At 61.0% G+C, this 16,817-nt stretch carries 11 protein-coding genes and 3 pseudogenes; 4 read left to right on the top strand and 10 right to left on the bottom strand.

Annotation, left to right across the window (positions count from 1 at the left end; genetic code table 11):
- Positions 1-41 precede the first annotated feature (41 nt).
- Together AB7008_RS07175 and AB7008_RS07180 are read right to left on the bottom strand one after the other, a co-directional pair.
- Entirely contained in the window at positions 42-1,106 is a 1,065-nt protein-coding gene (locus AB7008_RS07175; protein WP_011084514.1) for an IS630-like element ISRj1 family transposase, read from the bottom strand.
- Positions 1,107-1,148: 42 nt separating this feature from the next.
- Entirely contained in the window at positions 1,149-1,349 is a 201-nt protein-coding gene (locus AB7008_RS07180; RefSeq protein WP_035666406.1) for a hypothetical protein, read from the bottom strand.
- A 27-nt stretch (positions 1,350-1,376) separates the two neighbouring features.
- Here AB7008_RS07180 and AB7008_RS07185 point away from each other — a divergent pair.
- A pseudogene (locus AB7008_RS07185) lies at positions 1,377-2,378 on the top strand (type IV secretory system conjugative DNA transfer family protein); the annotation flags it as partial.
- A gap of 213 nt (positions 2,379-2,591) precedes the next feature.
- Here the strand turns inward: AB7008_RS07185 and tnpC are convergent.
- From tnpC to AB7008_RS07200, 3 genes are all read right to left on the bottom strand, one after another.
- Positions 2,592-4,088 (bottom strand): IS66 family transposase, encoded by a 1,497-nt coding sequence (gene tnpC / locus AB7008_RS07190; protein WP_441261193.1) that lies wholly within the window; start codon positions 4,086-4,088, stop codon positions 2,592-2,594.
- 104 nt (positions 4,089-4,192) lie between these two features.
- A complete protein-coding gene (tnpB, locus tag AB7008_RS07195) occupies positions 4,193-4,549 on the bottom strand; it encodes an IS66 family insertion sequence element accessory protein TnpB (protein WP_011090953.1) in 357 nt (118 codons plus the stop codon).
- A gap of 19 nt (positions 4,550-4,568) precedes the next feature.
- A complete protein-coding gene (locus AB7008_RS07200) occupies positions 4,569-4,943 on the bottom strand; it encodes a transposase (protein WP_011084510.1) in 375 nt (124 codons plus the stop codon).
- Between the two features lie 156 nt (positions 4,944-5,099).
- Between AB7008_RS07200 and AB7008_RS07205 the strand changes: the two genes are divergently transcribed.
- Positions 5,100-5,444 (top strand): hypothetical protein, encoded by a 345-nt coding sequence (locus tag AB7008_RS07205; protein ID WP_011084509.1) that lies wholly within the window; start codon positions 5,100-5,102, stop codon positions 5,442-5,444.
- 524 nt (positions 5,445-5,968) lie between these two features.
- On the opposite strand, the gene AB7008_RS07210 is transcribed toward AB7008_RS07205, so the two are convergent.
- Entirely contained in the window at positions 5,969-6,190 is a 222-nt protein-coding gene (locus AB7008_RS07210) for a hypothetical protein (RefSeq protein WP_014497999.1), read from the bottom strand.
- A gap of 569 nt (positions 6,191-6,759) precedes the next feature.
- On the opposite strand from AB7008_RS07210, the gene AB7008_RS07215 reads away from it, so the two are divergent.
- Positions 6,760-7,017 (top strand): WGR domain-containing protein, encoded by a 258-nt coding sequence (locus AB7008_RS07215; protein ID WP_011084508.1) that lies wholly within the window; start codon positions 6,760-6,762, stop codon positions 7,015-7,017.
- A gap of 50 nt (positions 7,018-7,067) precedes the next feature.
- Here AB7008_RS07215 and AB7008_RS07220 read toward each other — a convergent pair.
- The 4 genes and pseudogenes from AB7008_RS07220 to istA form a co-directional block, all read right to left on the bottom strand.
- A pseudogene (locus AB7008_RS07220) lies at positions 7,068-7,389 on the bottom strand (DDE-type integrase/transposase/recombinase); the annotation flags it as partial.
- A gap of 362 nt (positions 7,390-7,751) precedes the next feature.
- Entirely contained in the window at positions 7,752-12,893 is a 5,142-nt protein-coding gene (locus AB7008_RS07225) for a Ulp1 family isopeptidase (protein WP_354267412.1), read from the bottom strand.
- A 201-nt stretch (positions 12,894-13,094) separates the two neighbouring features.
- A complete protein-coding gene (gene istB / locus AB7008_RS07230; protein ID WP_014497929.1) occupies positions 13,095-13,805 on the bottom strand; it encodes an IS21-like element ISFK1 family helper ATPase IstB in 711 nt (236 codons plus the stop codon).
- Positions 13,806-13,813: 8 nt separating this feature from the next.
- A pseudogene (gene istA, locus AB7008_RS07235) lies at positions 13,814-15,106 on the bottom strand (IS21 family transposase); the annotation flags it as partial.
- A 39-nt stretch (positions 15,107-15,145) separates the two neighbouring features.
- Here istA and AB7008_RS07240 point away from each other — a divergent pair.
- Positions 15,146-16,414 carry an IS256 family transposase gene (locus tag AB7008_RS07240; protein ID WP_039228626.1) on the top strand — a complete coding sequence of 423 codons (1,269 nt, stop codon included), beginning with the start codon at positions 15,146-15,148 and terminating at the stop codon, positions 16,412-16,414.
- Positions 16,415-16,817 lie beyond the last annotated feature (403 nt).

Below are 16,817 nucleotides of genomic sequence, written 5' to 3' on the forward strand. Positions count from 1 at the left end.
CGCTACTCAACAAAACAGGTTATCGAATCTAGTCCCCGGAATCAGAGCTGAGTGATACGGCGGCCTTTGAAACGGCGTTGACGGACCTTTTTCTTGGTCCAGACGAAGGGCTCGGCTCTGTCGTTGTATGCGTTGACGTAGGCATCGATGTGTTCCTGAAGCTGCTTGAGGCTCGTGAAGGAGGTGCCGCTGAGCGACTGCCCCTGCAAGATGGAAAACCATACTTCGACCTGATTGAGCCATGACGCACTTGTCGGCGTGAAATGAAATTGCACGTTGGGGTGGGCCTTGAGCCAGTCCTCGTTCTTTTTATGGGTGTTGAGGTTGTCGAGGATGACGTGAAGCTTGCGGTTCGGAAAAGTCGCGGTGACGCTGTTCATGAAATCGAGAAACTCGACGCGGCGCCGGCGTTTTGAATGGGTCGCGATGATCTTTCCGGTGGCGACTTCGAGCGCCGCAAACAATGTTGTGGTGCCATGCCGCTTGTAATCGTGGCTTTGGCCGGTTAAGGCGCGGCCATTGGGCAACTTCAGATAACCCTGCGCTCGCTCCAAAGCCTGGATCGAGGGCTTCTCGTCCACGCACAGCACAATGGCCTTCGCCGGCGGCGCGACATAGAGGCCGACAACATCGGCGGCTTTGGCCGTAAAGTTCGGGTCGTTGCTCTCGCACCAGGACTTGCGAGCCACCAGGTCAATCTTGTGGCTGCGCAGGAACCGCCAGACATATTGGACATCGACATCGCCCAGCGCCTCGGCCAGCAGGGGGCCGGTCCAGCGCGCAAACCCTTGCGGTGGCGGCTTATCCAGCAGCTTCAGAATCCGCTTGTCGGTCGTCTTCGTATAGATCGGCTGCTTGCCAGGCCGCGGCTTGTCTTGCAGCCCTTCAAGGCCATGGTCGGCATAGCGATGCCGCCAAAGGCTGACAATCCGCGGCTGGACCCCAACTTCCTTGGCGATCGACCGGGTGCTGCGCCCATCCGCCGCCAACAGAACTATCCGCGCCCGCTTCAAATCGCGCTGCAACGTCACCGGTGAGCGACAGCACGCCTCAAGCACCTTGCGATCTTTCCTCGAAAGGTGGACTTCTCTTGCTTCGGGTATCATCCCGACCTTGAATCACGACTCACGTTCCAAGAAAAGTGGGTACTAGTCAGGCTCCTGGTCGGCCTGGGGCTTCGGTTCGCGCAGCACGATTTTACCCAAAACGGCCAAGCCGGGCGCGATCACGATATTGAAACCCTTGCCGTCATCGTTCGGCCAAGCGGCGCCGATCCGCGTCCATGTAGAATTTCGGCCGTCACCGGCCACAGCGAAGGCATCGTGCGTGGGCTTTCGACTTTCAGACATGAGGTTTCCTTTTCAAAACGAGGGATGTTCATCATGACCGACAATCCGCGCCAGGGCTCGGCGCGGGATGACTTCTTTCGGGCCTCGGCGCTGCAACTGCTGACGGCGTTGATCGCCGATGTCTGTTTGTCCGGTCATACGGAAAAGAAGGATCAGCACCTCCGCCAGGTCCGCGCCAACCTGTCGGAGCCGGAGCCGAAGTTGCGCCAGCGGCTTCAGACGATTTACGACAACTCCGAGTCCGGATTCGTGAAGGAGAATGTCGCGCCCTTCATCGCCATGACGCCAGAGACCTTCAGCGGCGTCTACGCCAATGCGGTGAAGGAAACCCACTGGCTCTCCTATGGCAACTATGCCGCCCTGGTGTCCGGATCGAGCTTCACGACGGCCGAGCTCGCGGAGGGCCGGACGGACGTCTTCATCAATCTCGACCTGAAGACCCTGGAGAACCATGCCGGCCTCGCCCGCGTCATCATCGGCTCGCTGCTCAACGCCATCTACAATCGCAATGGCGAAGTGACCGGCCGGACCCTGTTCCTACTCGATGAGGTCGCGCGTCTCGGCTACTTACGCATTCTCGAAACCGCGCGTGATGCGGGGCGCAAATACGGCATCACCCTCTTGATGCTCTACCAGTCAATCGGCCAGATGCGCGAGGCCTATGGCGGCCGCGATGCCACCAGCAAGTGGTTCGAAAGCGCATCCTGGATCTCCTTCTCGGCGATCAACGACCCCGAGACGGCGGACTACATCTCCAAGCGCTGCGGCGACACGACGGTCGAGGTCGATCAGCTGAGCCGGTCCTCGCAGACGTCGGGTTCCTCCCGGACGCGGTCCAAGCAGCTCGCGCGCCGGCCGCTGATGCTGCCGCATGATGTCTTGCGCATGCGAACCGACGAGCAGGTCATCTTTATTGCGGGCAATCCACCGCTGCGATGCGGACGCGCCATCTGGTTCCGGCGCACCGACATGCGCGCCTGCGTCGGCGAAAACAGGTTCTATCGGAGAGACGCTGGTCGGCGTCGCTGATTATCGCGAACGCGGCGATGAGAAAGACGTGGGCGGCATACAAACGACCGGCTGGTTCCCAGGCAGAGAAAGAAAGGGCGTACGTGGAAGGGCAGTATTGTCTGGGAACGGAAAGCCGAGACGGAGCGCATCCAGCAACGACGGCATACCGGGCTCGATGCTCGGCTCGTCGTACGAGCCGGCGCATCATCTCGCCCGCCACCTGTAAGCCGCCTAATTTTTGATCCAGACGTAGGGCTCCACGCTGTTGATTTTGCAGGTGGCGATGAGCGAAGCTATGCGCGCCCATGAACGACCACCTTCGTCGTGACCAGCAAATGAACTATTTTTACGCGTCAGAGTCAGCGGCCTGATTTGATTTTCGACGGGATTGGTGTCCATCTCAACGCAACCATCGTCGAGAAACAAGGTGAGGCCATCCCAATGGTTCAGGAGATAGGCGATCGCCTTGCCCATCTCGCTGCCCGGCGACAGGCGAGCGGCTTGCTCGCGCAGAAACCTCTCGAGTTCAGCGACGAGCGGCCGTGATCGCTCGTTACGGGTCGTTTGCCGAGCCGGGGCGTCGGCGCCACGGATCTCCTTCTCGATCGCATAGAGTGCGGCGATGCGCGCGAGAACGGCTTCGGCGATGGGTGAGCCGGCTTTCGGAGTCGCTGCGATGATCTTGCGCCTTGAGTGGGACCAACATGCGGCCAGCCGCAGCGGCACGCCGCCTTTGCGCTTGGGCCGTGCGAGCCGATGATAGCCCTGGTATCCGTCGACCTGAAGGATGCCGTCGAAGCCCTCGAGGATGCGCTCAGCATGGTCACCACCGCGTCCTGGCGCGTAGTGGTAGACCACGATTGGTGGATCAGCGCCGCCGTGGCCGCGATCGTCGCGCAGGACAGCCCACAGATAGCCGGTCTTCGTTCGGCCCCGGCCCGGATCGAGCACAGGCGCCCTGGTCTCGTCTATGAACAAGCGGCCCGATTGCTTCATCACGACGCTCATGCGCTCGACCAGCGGCGCGAGGTGGAAGGCGACCGTTCCCATCCAGTCTGCCAGAACGGCGCGATCGATGAAGATGCCATGCCGAGCCAGAACCTGCGACTGACGATAGAGTGGCATGTGCTCGCTGAACTTGGCGACCGCCACCTGCGCCAGCAGCGCCTCGGTGGGGATGCCACCCTCCACGAGATGGGCGGGCGCCGGCGCCTGAGCAACACCGGTGCAGCCCTTTGCACAGGCGTAGCGCGGTCGCACCGTCTCGATCACACGATACTGGGCGGCCATGACATCGAGACGGCGGGAGCGATCCTCGCCGATCTGGGCCATCCGGCCGCAGCCGCAGGGACACTCGAGGTTCTCGGGTTCGATCACCTGCTCGATGCGCGGCAGGTGCGCGGGAAAGGCACGGGCAGCGCGCCTGGTCCGGCCGCTGGACGGCGCCGTGCCGGCGCGGCGCGCACGATCGTCCTGGCGTTCCTGGACTTCGGCGATGGCAATCTCGATGTCCTCGAGAACCAGTTGCATCTGATCGGGATTGAACTTCTCCGAGCGTTTACCGAAACGTGCGCGCTCGTACTCCTTCACGAGCAGTTCGAGGCGTTCGACGCTCTCTTTGGACGCAGCCAGTTCACTCTCGACATGAAGGCGCGCCGAGCATTCATCGTCTGCGCGACGACGCTCGGCTTCAATCATCGCTTCCTGCGCGCGGAAGAGCGCGCGCAAATCGGCGGGCAGCGCTGCAAGACGGGCGGGATCAATGGGGGACGGCGGCACATCCGCAAGCTATCATCCCAAAGCCCCGCGCGAAACAGGTTGTCGGGTCTGAGTCAGTTCGCCGCAGCTGGCGTCGCGACAATCCGTTCGCCCACTCGCTTCCAGTTCAGCCCTTCAAACAGCGCTTCGAACTGCACGCGCGTCAGATGCATGACGCCGTCGCTGATCTGCGGCCACTCGAAACGACCATCGCGGCCAAGGCGCTTGTAGACCAAAACGAGGCCCGTGCCGTCCCATAGCAAAATCTTCAGCCGGTCGGCGCGCTTCGAACGAAAAACCACGATCAGGCCCGAATGCGGATCGAGCCCAAGCGTGTTTTGCACAAGACCGGCCAGCGCGTCGTGCCCGCACCGGAAGTCAACAGGACGCACAGCAAGCACAATCCGCAGTCCCTGCGCCGGAATGATCATGCGCCGCGCTCGATCGCAGTCACGATCTCCGCGATCCGCACCGCCGACACGTCCGCATCCAGGCGGACCGAAACCTTGCCAATCGTAATCTCGACGGGCCCTCGCTCTTGCCTGGCGCCACTGGATCGCTCAGCTCGATCGACACGAAATCCGCCGCGTCGTCCGTGACCAATGCGAGCCGGCCAGCACGCGCCAATCTGCGCCACGTCGTCAACTGCTGGGCCTTCACACCATAACGCCGTGCGACATCACATACCCGGGCGTCGGGCTTCATGCTCTCGAAAACAGCGCGCCCCTTGATCTCCGCAGACCATAACCGGCATCCAGAACGCGTCCGGCGCGTAAGCTTCCCCACAAAGCCATCAGCTTCGGCTTCCTCCCCCGATTGTTCCATCGCCTTCAGTCTCCTCTCGGCTCTCTGACAAGCCAAGGATCGCAGAGCGAAAGCCGAAGCGAAACCAGTCAATCAAATGGGAGAAAAGCTCCGCTTACAATTTTTGCTCGTTCAGACCGACACAAATTGCTCAAAGATTCGTGGAGAGAAAAGCAGATGAGCGATGAGCCCGACCTCGAGAGCAGAGTCGTTGCAGCGATACGACACTATCGTGCGGCGCTCGACGTGGCGGAAAACCTGGAACGAGAGGACGCGTGCGCGCATCGAGCGCTGACGAGCACCCTGCTCGATTTGGAGCGTGCCCTGCGAGGCGAAGCGGCCCCGCATCTCAACAACAACCTGTTTGAGACCGGCTCCACGGCGGTTGCACGGTCGGATAAAACATGGGCCGACCTGGTCGAGGCGACTGCGAGATTGGATTCGGCCCGTCGAACCTTAGCTGCTCTGGAACGGCAGTTGGGATATCTTCCAAAAGTCTCGAGGGGAGCGGATCACAAGTGAGGTTAGATAAGAGTCTCGCACGATCGGAAGGTTTCCCGACCATTTCAGAGCGGCGGCGGCAACGCTCTGACGGGCTCGTGTCCCAGCCAAAATCCCGCGCCCAAAACAGACCTCTCTGCGTCCTCGTGTTTGGGACCGCCGAGGTACAGCGCGCGAATCGGGACCTTGCTGGATCCCAACCTTCCAACTTTCCCGCCGCCTCGCCGCGTCCTCCTATGCAGGAATAGACCTCGACGCACTGGCTCGATCGTCCTGTCGAGCGTGCACAGTTTCTGATGACGCTGACCAGCGCGAGTCCTGGTTGAGTTTCTTCTGCTTGTGACTCGGCGTGGAAACGGCATTGCAGCCTCTTCGATCTTCGGCGCGGCTGCGATCATGTGATCAAGCTCTAAAAAGTGGTTCGACGACAGGCAGGCGCTTGAGGCCAGCGTCAACGTTGTCGGAAAAGTGGAAGCCGTGCCGGCTCACACCGTAATCAAAACAGACGTCAAGCGCCAATCCAAGGGCCAGAGCTGCGCTTACGATCAACGTCGAACCGATGCGTTCGAACCACCAATCTCATTGGTGGCGCCTGCTCCGGTGCGATCGATGACCCAGGCCACCATGTAGCCCTTGGCCTGCTCGGTCTGCACCTGCCGGAGGGCCTCAGAGTAGGTTAGTAAGGGCTCTTGCGCCGGGTAGACGGCGCGGTCGGTCGGGGTGACAAAGTGATGGCAGCACACGCGATAGTCTTTAGCCTCGAACATCGGAATCCTCCTCTCGCCTCAGGTTGCGCGGCCATACGCGCTTTCAGATACTGCCCTACCACAGAGAATGCGGCCTTTAAGAGGCCGCGCGCTTCTTCAACACCCCATAAGGTTGGTCGGGCTGCCAGACGCAGGTCGGCGATGTCCGACCACATCGCGCGCTTGATTCTCTGCAGCAGCACCGGCAAAGAAGTGCCCGGGTGTCATTCCATAATTCACCCGTGTCCGGACTTCGATTTCCCGTTCGTCCGCAATTGCTCCGTCGATCGCTCAACGGCTGCACCGATGTCACCTAGTCAGCTTTCAAACCTTGCTGAGGCTGCTGGATCGACAATGCTTGGACCGAGCTCCGGCGCGATTCAGTGAGCTTCTCGATCAGTTCAGACTGCGGTCTCGGTTTTGCCGCGAGACGGTGGGGTTCAAATCGGGCCGTGGAGCCTCCACATCATCGCCACAGTCCGAAGACACCCGCCTGGTGCAATTGATGTAGCGAGAGAATGAATCGTTTGGCCCTGATCGATTCATAGAAAGCATTGGACCTCGCTTCCACAGGAAGCGAGAATCCATGCATGCCGAACCTTAAGCTAGGGCCGCTTCACCTTCGCCGCATCGACACCACCCGCAACATGCGGCGGTTTTACTTGCTTTCGATCCAACCGACCTTGTTCGGCGGGGTCTCGCTGATCCGCGACTGGGGCCGGATCGGCACGACCGGCCAGACGATGGTGCAGACTTTCGATGCCAGCGCTGAAGCGGGCGAAGCATTCGGACGGCTGGAGCGCGCCAAGCGCAGGCGCGGATACACCTCTGCTGAGGAGAGAGTCTGAGGTTTCGTCAATTTCCCGGGGATTACGGATCCACTTACGATGCCTGGAACGTGAAGTGACAGAAACCGTTGAGCCTGACGGGACGATTTGAAACGCTTCATGATCCGCCGCGTTGCCGCGTCGGCTGATGAGAATTCTCAGCCCGATTGTTGAGAGCTCTGTGCTGGCGATGTTCGACGAAAAAGCCCATCTTCGCCCTCGCAGCGCCGTGCGAACGCTTGTCCGTGATCATCACGCGCGGCGGCGTGCCGGCGGATTTCAAGAGCTTCTTCATGAGCCGCTGGGAAACCGGAAATACAACCAAACGGCATAGCTGATCACTTCCGATGGGAAGCGATGGCGGCGATAAAGAGGGTCCCGGGCGGTCGGCATGCCGGTCGTCTACCCCTCGGCCGCTCCAATTCGTTAACTTGACGGTACCCGCTGCTCGTCGACAGCGATGGCACGATCATCGCGGGCGAAGGCCGATACCTGGCCGCGCGAAAGCTCGGTCTCCTCGAGGCGCCGGTCAGCTGACCGGTCTTTCCGAAGCGCAGCGTCGCGCGCTCGCCCTTGCCGACAACCGCATCGCGCTGTCGGTGGTCCGGCGGCTCGTCGGATACGGGCGCTTCGACGGGGGCGAGACGGCCCGCGTGATGGCACGTCTCTACGCCGCGGCGCGCCTGCTGGTGAACTTCTTCCAGCCGTCATTCAAGCTCAAAGAGAAGCGCCGCGAGGGTCCGCCCACGGCGACATCAACCCCTGAGTCGCGCTTGCAGTGCCTGCCGATTGGCAACGACGTTGCTGAGGTTCAGCTGGTCTGGCTCCCGTCCTTGCGCCAATTGCCTAACCAGCTCCCGCGTGCCGTCCACGACAAAGACGCCGCAATCATAAGTGTTCTGCTGCTGGGCCATGCCGGCGGGCTGCAGGGCGAGGTTCAGCCTTTCTGCGAGTTGTCTTGCATGCGTCTCGTTGTATCTCCCGTAGGAATCGTAGTGATAGGCGACAGGCCGTTGCCGGTTGCTGCGATCAACGAACAGCAGCGACCAATGCCTGCCGCGGTCCGTAGCACTGGCATCGTTCACTGGCAGCAACAGGAAGTCGGCTGTATCGTTATCACGCCGATCATGGACGATGCGATGGAATACGCGTAGCACGTCGCTCTCCGCGCCCAGGCGCAGCCGCAGCGCTTCGAGGGGATCTACGAACCGCGTCCGGGCGGCGAGATCCGAATCGCTCCTCTGCAAATCCAGCTCCTGAAGCTGGTAATCCCTGAGGATATGCTCGTCGCCCAGCCATTCCGTGTGCTCGAGCACCAGCCCGCGGTTGTGGGACAAGGCTATCGGCTTCAACGCCCCGATCTGAGCATCGGAGGAGGTGATCGGAAACCGCCGCACGATATCGTCGCGCAATGGGGACGGTGCGGGCGCGGTCAGATCAACCAATGGAAGACCGTCGTAGGTGTCTGAACGAGCCCTGGCAGAAGGCGCTGGCGCAAAGTGAGCACTGTCATCCAACTCGGCCGCATCCGGATCAAGCAGTGCCCCAAACCCACGATAGAGATCCTGAGCCCTGGCAGTTGATGGTGATGCCGGTTCTTGCATCTGCCGCGCAAGCTCCTCGCTCAACCACGCCAAAGCGTCATCGTCCGAGTGGGCGGACACCGGAGAAAGCCCCTGCGGCGAGCCGAGCTGTCGAGCGCCCTGGTGATGCCCCGGTACCGGGCCGGCAAACGGCGGCGGAAAGCCAGGCGCCCGGCTCCAAGCATTGTCGCGCAACTCAAATGATGTGGGCGAATTCGGATTAAACGATACCTCAAGACCGCCGTAGGTGTCTGAGCGAGCCCTGGCAGAAGGCGCTGGCGCAAAGTGAGCACTGTCATCCAACTCGGCCACATCCGGATCAAGCAGTGCCTTAAATCCACGATAGAGATCCTGAGCCCTGGCAGTTGATGGTGATGCCGGTTCTTGCATCTGCCGCGCAAGCTCCTCGCTCAACCACGCCAAAGCGTCATCGTCCGAGTGGGCGGACACCGGAGAAAGCCCCTGCGGCGAGCCGAGCTGTTGAGCGCCCTGGTGATGCCCCGGTACCGGCCCGGCAAACGGCGGCGGAAAGCCAGGCGCCGGGCTGCAAGCATTGTCACGCAACTCAAATGATGCGGGCGAATTCGGATTAAACGACACCTCAATACCGCCGTAGGTATTTGAGCGAGCCCTGGCAGAGTGCGTTGGCGCTGCTTCCACGGTCGGCCGGGCAGGTTCCTGCCCAGCTTGGACTATGTCCTGCGCCTGCTCAGGAGGAACCTCGGGCCACGATGGGCCGTCTTCCACCATTAAGCGCAGATCCTGATCGTAACCTTCCGGGAGGACCAATGGCCGACTGACAGCTCGCTGCCGCGCGCTGTGCTGCGCAGCGGCGCCCCCGACGTACGTCGCGACCGCATGCGGCGCCGTGACATCTTCGTAGCCGCTCCGCAGCAGCATCGGCTGCGTCTCCCATGACGACGTACCCTGTTGATGGGTAGGCGCCGGTGTCGGCTGGCCGCCTGAATTGGCGATCTCGCTCAGCTGCCGCTCGCCGGCAACGCCTTGCGGATTGTTTAGGGTCCTCTGCCTCTTCGCTGGCCTCAACTCAGCTGTGTCATGCTCATCGTTGATGAGGACCTCCTCGCTTGGCAGGCGGTTGCTCCTGGCAAGCGCAGCCATCGGCTCGTCCGGGGACTGCTGGCGGTCGGGCTCTCCGGGATCCGGTGCCTGGTCATGGCGCGCGGCTGGCTCGAGAGATGACGACGAGCGGGGTTCGTCCATCAGCCCCAAAAGCAAATCCTGATCGCGGCCTTCCGCGGGAAGCTCCTCTGGCCGACGGCCAGTTTCCTGCGACGCGCTGTGCTGCGCAGCGGCGGCGTCGACGCGCCTCGGCTCCATCAGTACCGTGTCTTCGGGATTGATAAAGGCCACGTTCTGGGGGTGAGGATTCAGCTTAGCGCGTCGTGAGATCGGCACTTCGCCCGTCGACCGCAAGGTCCGGAGATAGTCGATTGCCTGAACGAGTGTCTTTGGATTACCCTCTCCGGTGAACTCGAGCACCTCACCGCCATCGGTCAGCGACTTATTGTCGAGCCGATCACGAATGCTCGGTTTTTCTTTTGCGAAAAGCCAACGGCTAAAGCTACGAAGAGAACCTCCGTGCTGCTCGGCAGCGGATTTGCTGAACCCGCCCTTGATGAGGGCCCTCTCAAGCCCCGAAATAAGGGGAGCATCCACGGAATAAAGAGGCTGCTTCCTCTTCCCTATCACAATCCAAGTTGACTGCGGCGCCGAGGACGACGCGCCGGGTTCATCCATCAGCCCCAAAAGCAAATCCTGATCATGGCCTTCCGCAGGAAGCAATTCCTCTGGCCAACTGCCACCCTTCTGCGACGCAATGTGCTGCGCAGCGGCGTCGCCGACCCGCCTCGACTCCCTCAGGGCCGCCTCTTCGGGATCAATATGGCGCTCGTGCTCCATCGCCTCAGCGCCGGCCTGCGATTTTCGGAGACGAGCCAGTGCGGCACCAATCCTGGAATCAGCACCGGCGACCTTCCTATAGCTCTCGACATCTCCATCAAACGACGTGCCGAGCCCAGCAGCAATGCCCGGCCTGTTGTTGTCACGCAGGTAGTCGCTGAAACTGCGAAGAGCAGTTGCATCCTTCCTGCTTGCATCCTTCTTGCCGGTATCTGTCGCTGCTTCGTTTTTGTACTCTTCGATGAGAGCCGCGTCCTGGGGATAAGGATGCAACTCAGTGCGGCCTGCGATCCGCACGACTCCGCCCGTCGACTGCGAGGTTCGGAGATGAACTATCGCCGCAAGAAGCCTTAAGGGATTACCCTTTCCGATGAACTCGCGCGCATCAGCGGTCAGTGACTTTTCGTCGTCGAGCCGAGCAGCAATGGGATCTTTGTTATTTGCGAAGAGCCAGTGGCCAAAGCTGAGAAGAGTACGTACATAGCCCCTGGCAGTGCGTTCGGCGGCGTTCCCATTACGGAGGGCCTCCTCAAGCCCCGAAATAAGGGGAGCATCCTCGGTATGAAGAGGCTGCTTGTCGTGCCCTATCAAAATTCCAGTTGACTGAGCCGGCTGCGGCGCCGAGGACGACGGGCCGGGTTCGTCCATCCGGCCCAAATCCTGATCGTGGCCTTCCGCAGGAAGCAATTCCTCTGGCCAACTGCCAGCTTTCTGCCACGCACTGTGCTGCGCAGCGGCGTCGCCGACCTGTCTCGACTCCATCAGGGCCGCGTCTTCGGGATCAATATGGCGCTCGAGCTCCATCGCTTTAGGGCCCGCCTGTGATTTTCGGAGATGAGCCAGAGCGGCACCGATCCTCGAATCAGCACCGGCGTCCTTCTTATAGCTCTTGACATCTCCATCCAGCGCCTTGCCTGAAAGCCGACCAGCAATGCCCTTCTTGTTGTTTTCACGCAGGTAGTCACTGAAACTGCGAAGAGCCGTTGCATCCTTCCTGGCTTCTTCCTTCTTGCCGGTATCTGTCGCTGCTTCGTTTTTGTACTCTTCGATGAGAGCTGCGTCCTGGGGATAAGGATGCAACTCAGTGCGGCCTGCGATCGGCACGATTCCGCCCGTCAACCGCGAGGTCCTGAGATGGTCTATTGCCCTAAGGAGTGTCGCGGGACGTTTTTCGAACAACTCGCGCGCATCAGCGGTCAGTGACTCTTCGTCGTCGAGCCGAGCAAAAATGCTCTTTTTGTTATTTGCGTAGAGCCTCTGGCCAAAGCTGCGAAGAGAAGATAGATAGTTTCGGACGGTGCGTTCGGCGGCGCTCCCATTCCGGAGGGCCTCCTCAAACCCCGCAATAAGGGGAACATCCTCGGAATGAAGAGGCCGCTTCTTGTGCCCTATCGCAACCCCAGTTGACTGAGCCGGTTGCGGCGCCGAGGACGGCGGGCCGGGTTCGTCCATCGGACCCAAAAGCAAATTCTGATCATGGCCTTCCGCAGGAAGCAATTCCTCTGGCCAACTGCCAGCTTTCTGCAACGAACTGTGCTGCGCAGCAGCGTCGCCGACCTGCCTCGACTCCTTCAGGGCCGCGTCTTCGGAATCAATATGGCGCTCGAGCTCCATCGCCTTAGCGCCCGCCTGCGATTTTCGGAGATGAGCCAGAGCGGCACCGATCCTTGAATCAGCACCGGGGGCCCTCTTATAGCTCTTGACATCTCCATCCAACGCCTCGTCTGAAAGACGAGCAGCAATGCCCTTCTTGCTGTTTTCACGCAGGTAGTCGCTGAAACTGCGAAGAGCAGTTGCATTCTTGCTTGCATCCTTCTTGCCGGTATCTGTCGCTGCGTCGTTTTTGTACCCTTCGATCAGAGCTGCGTCCTGGGGATAAGGATGCAACTCAGTGCGGCCTGCGATCGGCACGATTCCGCCCGTCGACCGCGAGGTCCTGAGATGGTCTATTGCCCTAAGGAGTGTCGCGGGACGCTTTTCGAACACGCGCGCATCAACGGTCAGCGACTCTTCGTCGTCGAGCCGAGCAGCAATGGGATCTTTGTTATTTGCGAAGAGCCACTGGCCAAAGCTGCGAAGAGAATATAGATTATTTCGTGCGGTGCCTTTGGCGGCCCCGCCCTTGATGAGGGCCTTCTCAAGCCCCAAAATAAGGGGAGCATCCTGGGAATAAAGGGGGCTTTTGCTGAGCCTTCTCAGAATCCCTTTTGACTGAGCCGGCTGCGGCGTCGAGGCGGCCGGCATTGCTCCATCACCTTCACCTGAACTGCCGATCTCGCTCAATTGCCGCTCAAAGGTCGCCGCGGCTGCGGACGGAGCCGCGGGTGAGCTCTCTTGCGGGCCCGTGCTGTCCGATTGTTCACGCACCCGCTTGGTCGAGGGGAAATCCATCCGTTCTCACTTTCAAAATATGAACCAGGGCTTCGATCTGGCATGCTGGCGATCAGCAACAAACCACCCTTTACAGCCCTCGATAGACCCGCACCGGGAGCATCTGCGGATTTCACGGATCGTGAGCATCGATTTCGCGCGATCGTGAGCACTGAATTCAGACGATCGTGAGCAGCCCGCTACGGCCGATGGGAGATAGAGTCAGTGTTCTGGTTGGCCGTCAAGGGTGATGGTTTTGGCGCTGCGTTTTCGCATGCTTTCTCCGGTGAGCTGGAGGCGGTGGGCGTTGTGGACGAGGCGATCGAGAATGGCGTCGGCGACCGTGGGGTCCCCAATGGCTCCATGCCAGGTGTCCACGGGGAGCTGACTTGTGACGATGGTGGATGCGCGGCCATGTCGGTCCTCGAGGATTTCGAGCAGATCGCGGCGTTCCGCGGCGGTGAGCACCGATAGTCCCCAATCATCCAAAATCAGAAGCTGAGCGCGGCCGAGGCTTTTGAGGAGCCGGGCGTAGCGTCCGTCTCCGCGCGCGAGCGCGAGCGCCTCGAACAGCCTTGGAACGCGATGATAGAGGACTGATCGGTTGTCGCGGCAGGCCTTGTGGCCGAGCGCGCAGGCTAACCAACTTTTGCCCAGGCCGGTTGCCCCGGTGACGAGCAAATTCTCGTGGCGATCGATCCAGCGACCTTCGACGAGTTTGGCGAAAACGGCGCGGTCGATGCCCCGCGGGGTGCGCAGATCGACGTCCTCGACGCAAGCAGTCTGGCGCAGTGCGGCGATCTTGAGGCGCGTGGTGAGCCGCCTGGTGTCGCGTTCGGCGGCTTCGCGGTCGACCAACAGGCCGATGCGATCTTCGAACGGCAGGGCTTCGAGATCGGGCGATCGGCGCTGCTCCTCGAAGGCCTTGGCCATTCCGGTCAGTCGGCGCCGTAGCTTTTGACGAGCGCCAGAATGCCAAGGCAGGTTCGAAAGCCTTGTTCTGGATGGGGCCGGGCGTCGATCACGGCCTGGAAAAACGCTGCTGTCGAAGGACCGATCCGCTCGCCGGCGGCGATCACCGCGGCGGGGGTCCATTTGCCGTAGCGGCGATGGGCGCTGGGCATGTGGTCGGCGATGGTGGTGTGTCCGCGTCGGTTGGGCGCGCGGGCATGGCTGGCGATCCGCTGGCCCTTGTGGAAGATCTCGACCGTCCGATCGTCGATACGGGCATCGACCAGCTCGCCAATCAGACGATACGGCGCGGAGTACCAATGGCCGTCGACCTCGACATGATAATCGGGAGCGAGGCGGCAGCGCTTCCAGCGTGCGAAGGCATAAGGCTGATCTGGCAGCGGGGTTAGCTTGGGTTTGTCGAGTTCGGCAAACAGTTCGGCGCGGCTTGAGCCGAAGCCACGCATTTGACGAGCATTGAGTTCGTCGACGAGTGTCTTGATGGCGGCGTTGAGCTCGGCCCGGGAAAAGAAGCGCTGATTGCGCAGCCGGGCCAGAATCCAGCGCTGGGCGATTTGCACCGCGACCTCGACCTTCGCCTTGTCTTTTGGGCGCCGCGGCCGTGCGGCGAGAATGGCCGTGCCGTAATGGCTCGCCATCTCGGCATAAGTGCGATTGAGGCCGGGATCGTAGCGGTCGGGGTTGCTGACGGCGGCTTTGAGGTTGTCGCAGACCACGAACGTCGGCGTTCCGCTCAAAAACGTGAACAAGTTGACGTGGGCCCGGATCCAGTCGGCCAAGCTCTCGCTGGGGCAGGCCTCGGCGTAGGTGTAGTTCGAAGCGCCCATCGCCGCGACGAACAGCTTCATCGGCTGCACTTCCCCGGTCAGGGGATCGACGATGTCGATGGTGTCGCCGGCGAAATCCACGAACACCTTCTCGCCGCCCAGATGAATCTGCCGCATCGAAGGTCGGACCCGCCCCTTCCAGGCCTCGTAGGTAGTGCAGAACCACGTGTACCCGAAACCGTCGGGATTAACGGCGCGATACTCCTCCCAGAGCAGGCGACGGGTTACGTTGCGCCGGCGGAGCTCTTTATCGATGTAGCTCCAGTCGGGCACCGGCCGCTGCGGGCTCTGAGACGCTGGTCGTGGGGCCGGGAAAAGCAAAAGCTCCAGGTCTTCATCGGTCATTCCCTCCGGAAGCGGCCAGCTCAACCCAGCAGACGAGCTATGCGGGAAACTGGGTGATGACGGAATGAGATAGGCGGCGTATCGAGGCGGGTGTCGAGCCTGCCAGAACCTCAAGGAGAGCGATACGCCATGAACGAGCATAGCAACATTGTCCCACTGCGTCAGCCCGATGAGATCGACGATCCACTGACGAATATTTTGCGATCTGGTGCTCGGCAGCTGCTTGCGCAGGCTGTCGAGATGGAAGCCGAGGCGTTTCTCGCCGCGATGAAGGGCTTGAAGCGTCCCGATGGCCGCGACCGCCTCGTGCGGCACGGCCATGGTCCAGTGCGGACGATCCAGACGGGGATCGGCGCCGTCGAAGTCGCCCGGGTAAAGATTCGCGATCGCGCGGTGACCAGCGATGGCGAGCGGATCCGCTTCACCTCGGCGATCCTGCCGTTGTGGGCACGGCGCACGAAGAGCTTGGATGCACTTTTGCCGGTTCTGTACCTGCGAGGCATCTCGACGGGCGACTTCCAGGAGGCGCTGGCGGCGCTCTTGGGCAAGGATGCGCCGAATCTTTCTCCGGGGGTGGTTTCCAGACTGACGACGGAGTGGCAGCTCGAGTACGAGCGTTGGCAGAAGCGCGATCTGTCGGCGCGCCGGTACGTATACGTGTGGGCGGACGGCGTCTTCCTGCAGGCTCGCATGGAAGACCACAGCGAATGCATGCTGGTGCTGATCGGCGCGACGCCGGAAGGCAAGAAGGAACTCATCGGCTTCCAGGTCGGCGTGCGCGAGAGCACGCAGAGCTGGCACGAACTGCTCGTCGAGGCGAAAACCCGTGGGCTGAAGATCGCCCCGGAAATCGCCGTCGGTGACGGCGCGCTCGGCTTCTGGAAGGCGCTCGACGAGGTCTTTCCCGCCACGCGACATCAGCGGTGCTGGGTGCACAAAACCGCGAATATCTTGAACAAAGTCGCAGTGTCGGTACAGGCCAGCATGAAGAAGGATCTGCGCGAGGTCTATTTGGCGTCCAACCGAGCTTCGGCCGAAGTGGCGATCGATGTCTTTGCCGAGAAATACGGAGCGAAGTACGACAAGGCGGTCGAGTGCCTGACGAAAGATCGCGACGCAATGCTTGCGTTCTACGAATTCCCCGCCGAGCATTGGGACCACTTGCGGACGACGAATCCCATCGAAAGCGTGTTCGCGACGGTCCGGCACAGAACGGTGCGCACGAAAGGTTCGTTATCGTCAACGACTGCCAAGTTGATGGTGTTCAAGCTGCTCTGCGCCGCATCAAAGACCTGGCGGCGGCTGAAAGGCACAAATCAGTTGCCGAACGTCAGCGCAGGTGTCAGATTCGAAAACGGCATCGAGGTCATCCAAGTGCCGGAAAACCACGCCGCCTGATCGCCTCGTCACCCAAAATCCCGCATAGCTCAGACGAACTTAGGTTACGTTCTGACACAGGAGACATCAATGCTGTCTCCTCGGTCCTCCTTAGCTTAGCAGTTGCTGACTGATTTGTTTGCCCTAAGAAATTGGGGGCTACAGTACAAACCAGTTGCTGCCGATGCTCGCTGCGGCGAGGACACCTGTGTGATAGCCCGGCCGTGGTGGGGACGTGTTGCGCCGAGCACGTTTGACGGGTTGGACCAGAGGTCTGCCACACATGATGTGGGAGCTTGACGATAGCCGGAGCGCTGGGAATCGATAACGAAGCGGCGGCCCTATAGACAAGTCCAACCCGCACGCGTCAGCGGACGTAACAATTCCTTGGGCTGGGCATCGTTCAAAGCGCTTTCACCGGAAA

The sequence above is a fragment of the Bradyrhizobium sp. 521_C7_N1_3 genome, from assembly GCF_052075975.1.
Lineage (GTDB): Bacteria > Pseudomonadota > Alphaproteobacteria > Rhizobiales > Xanthobacteraceae > Bradyrhizobium > Bradyrhizobium japonicum.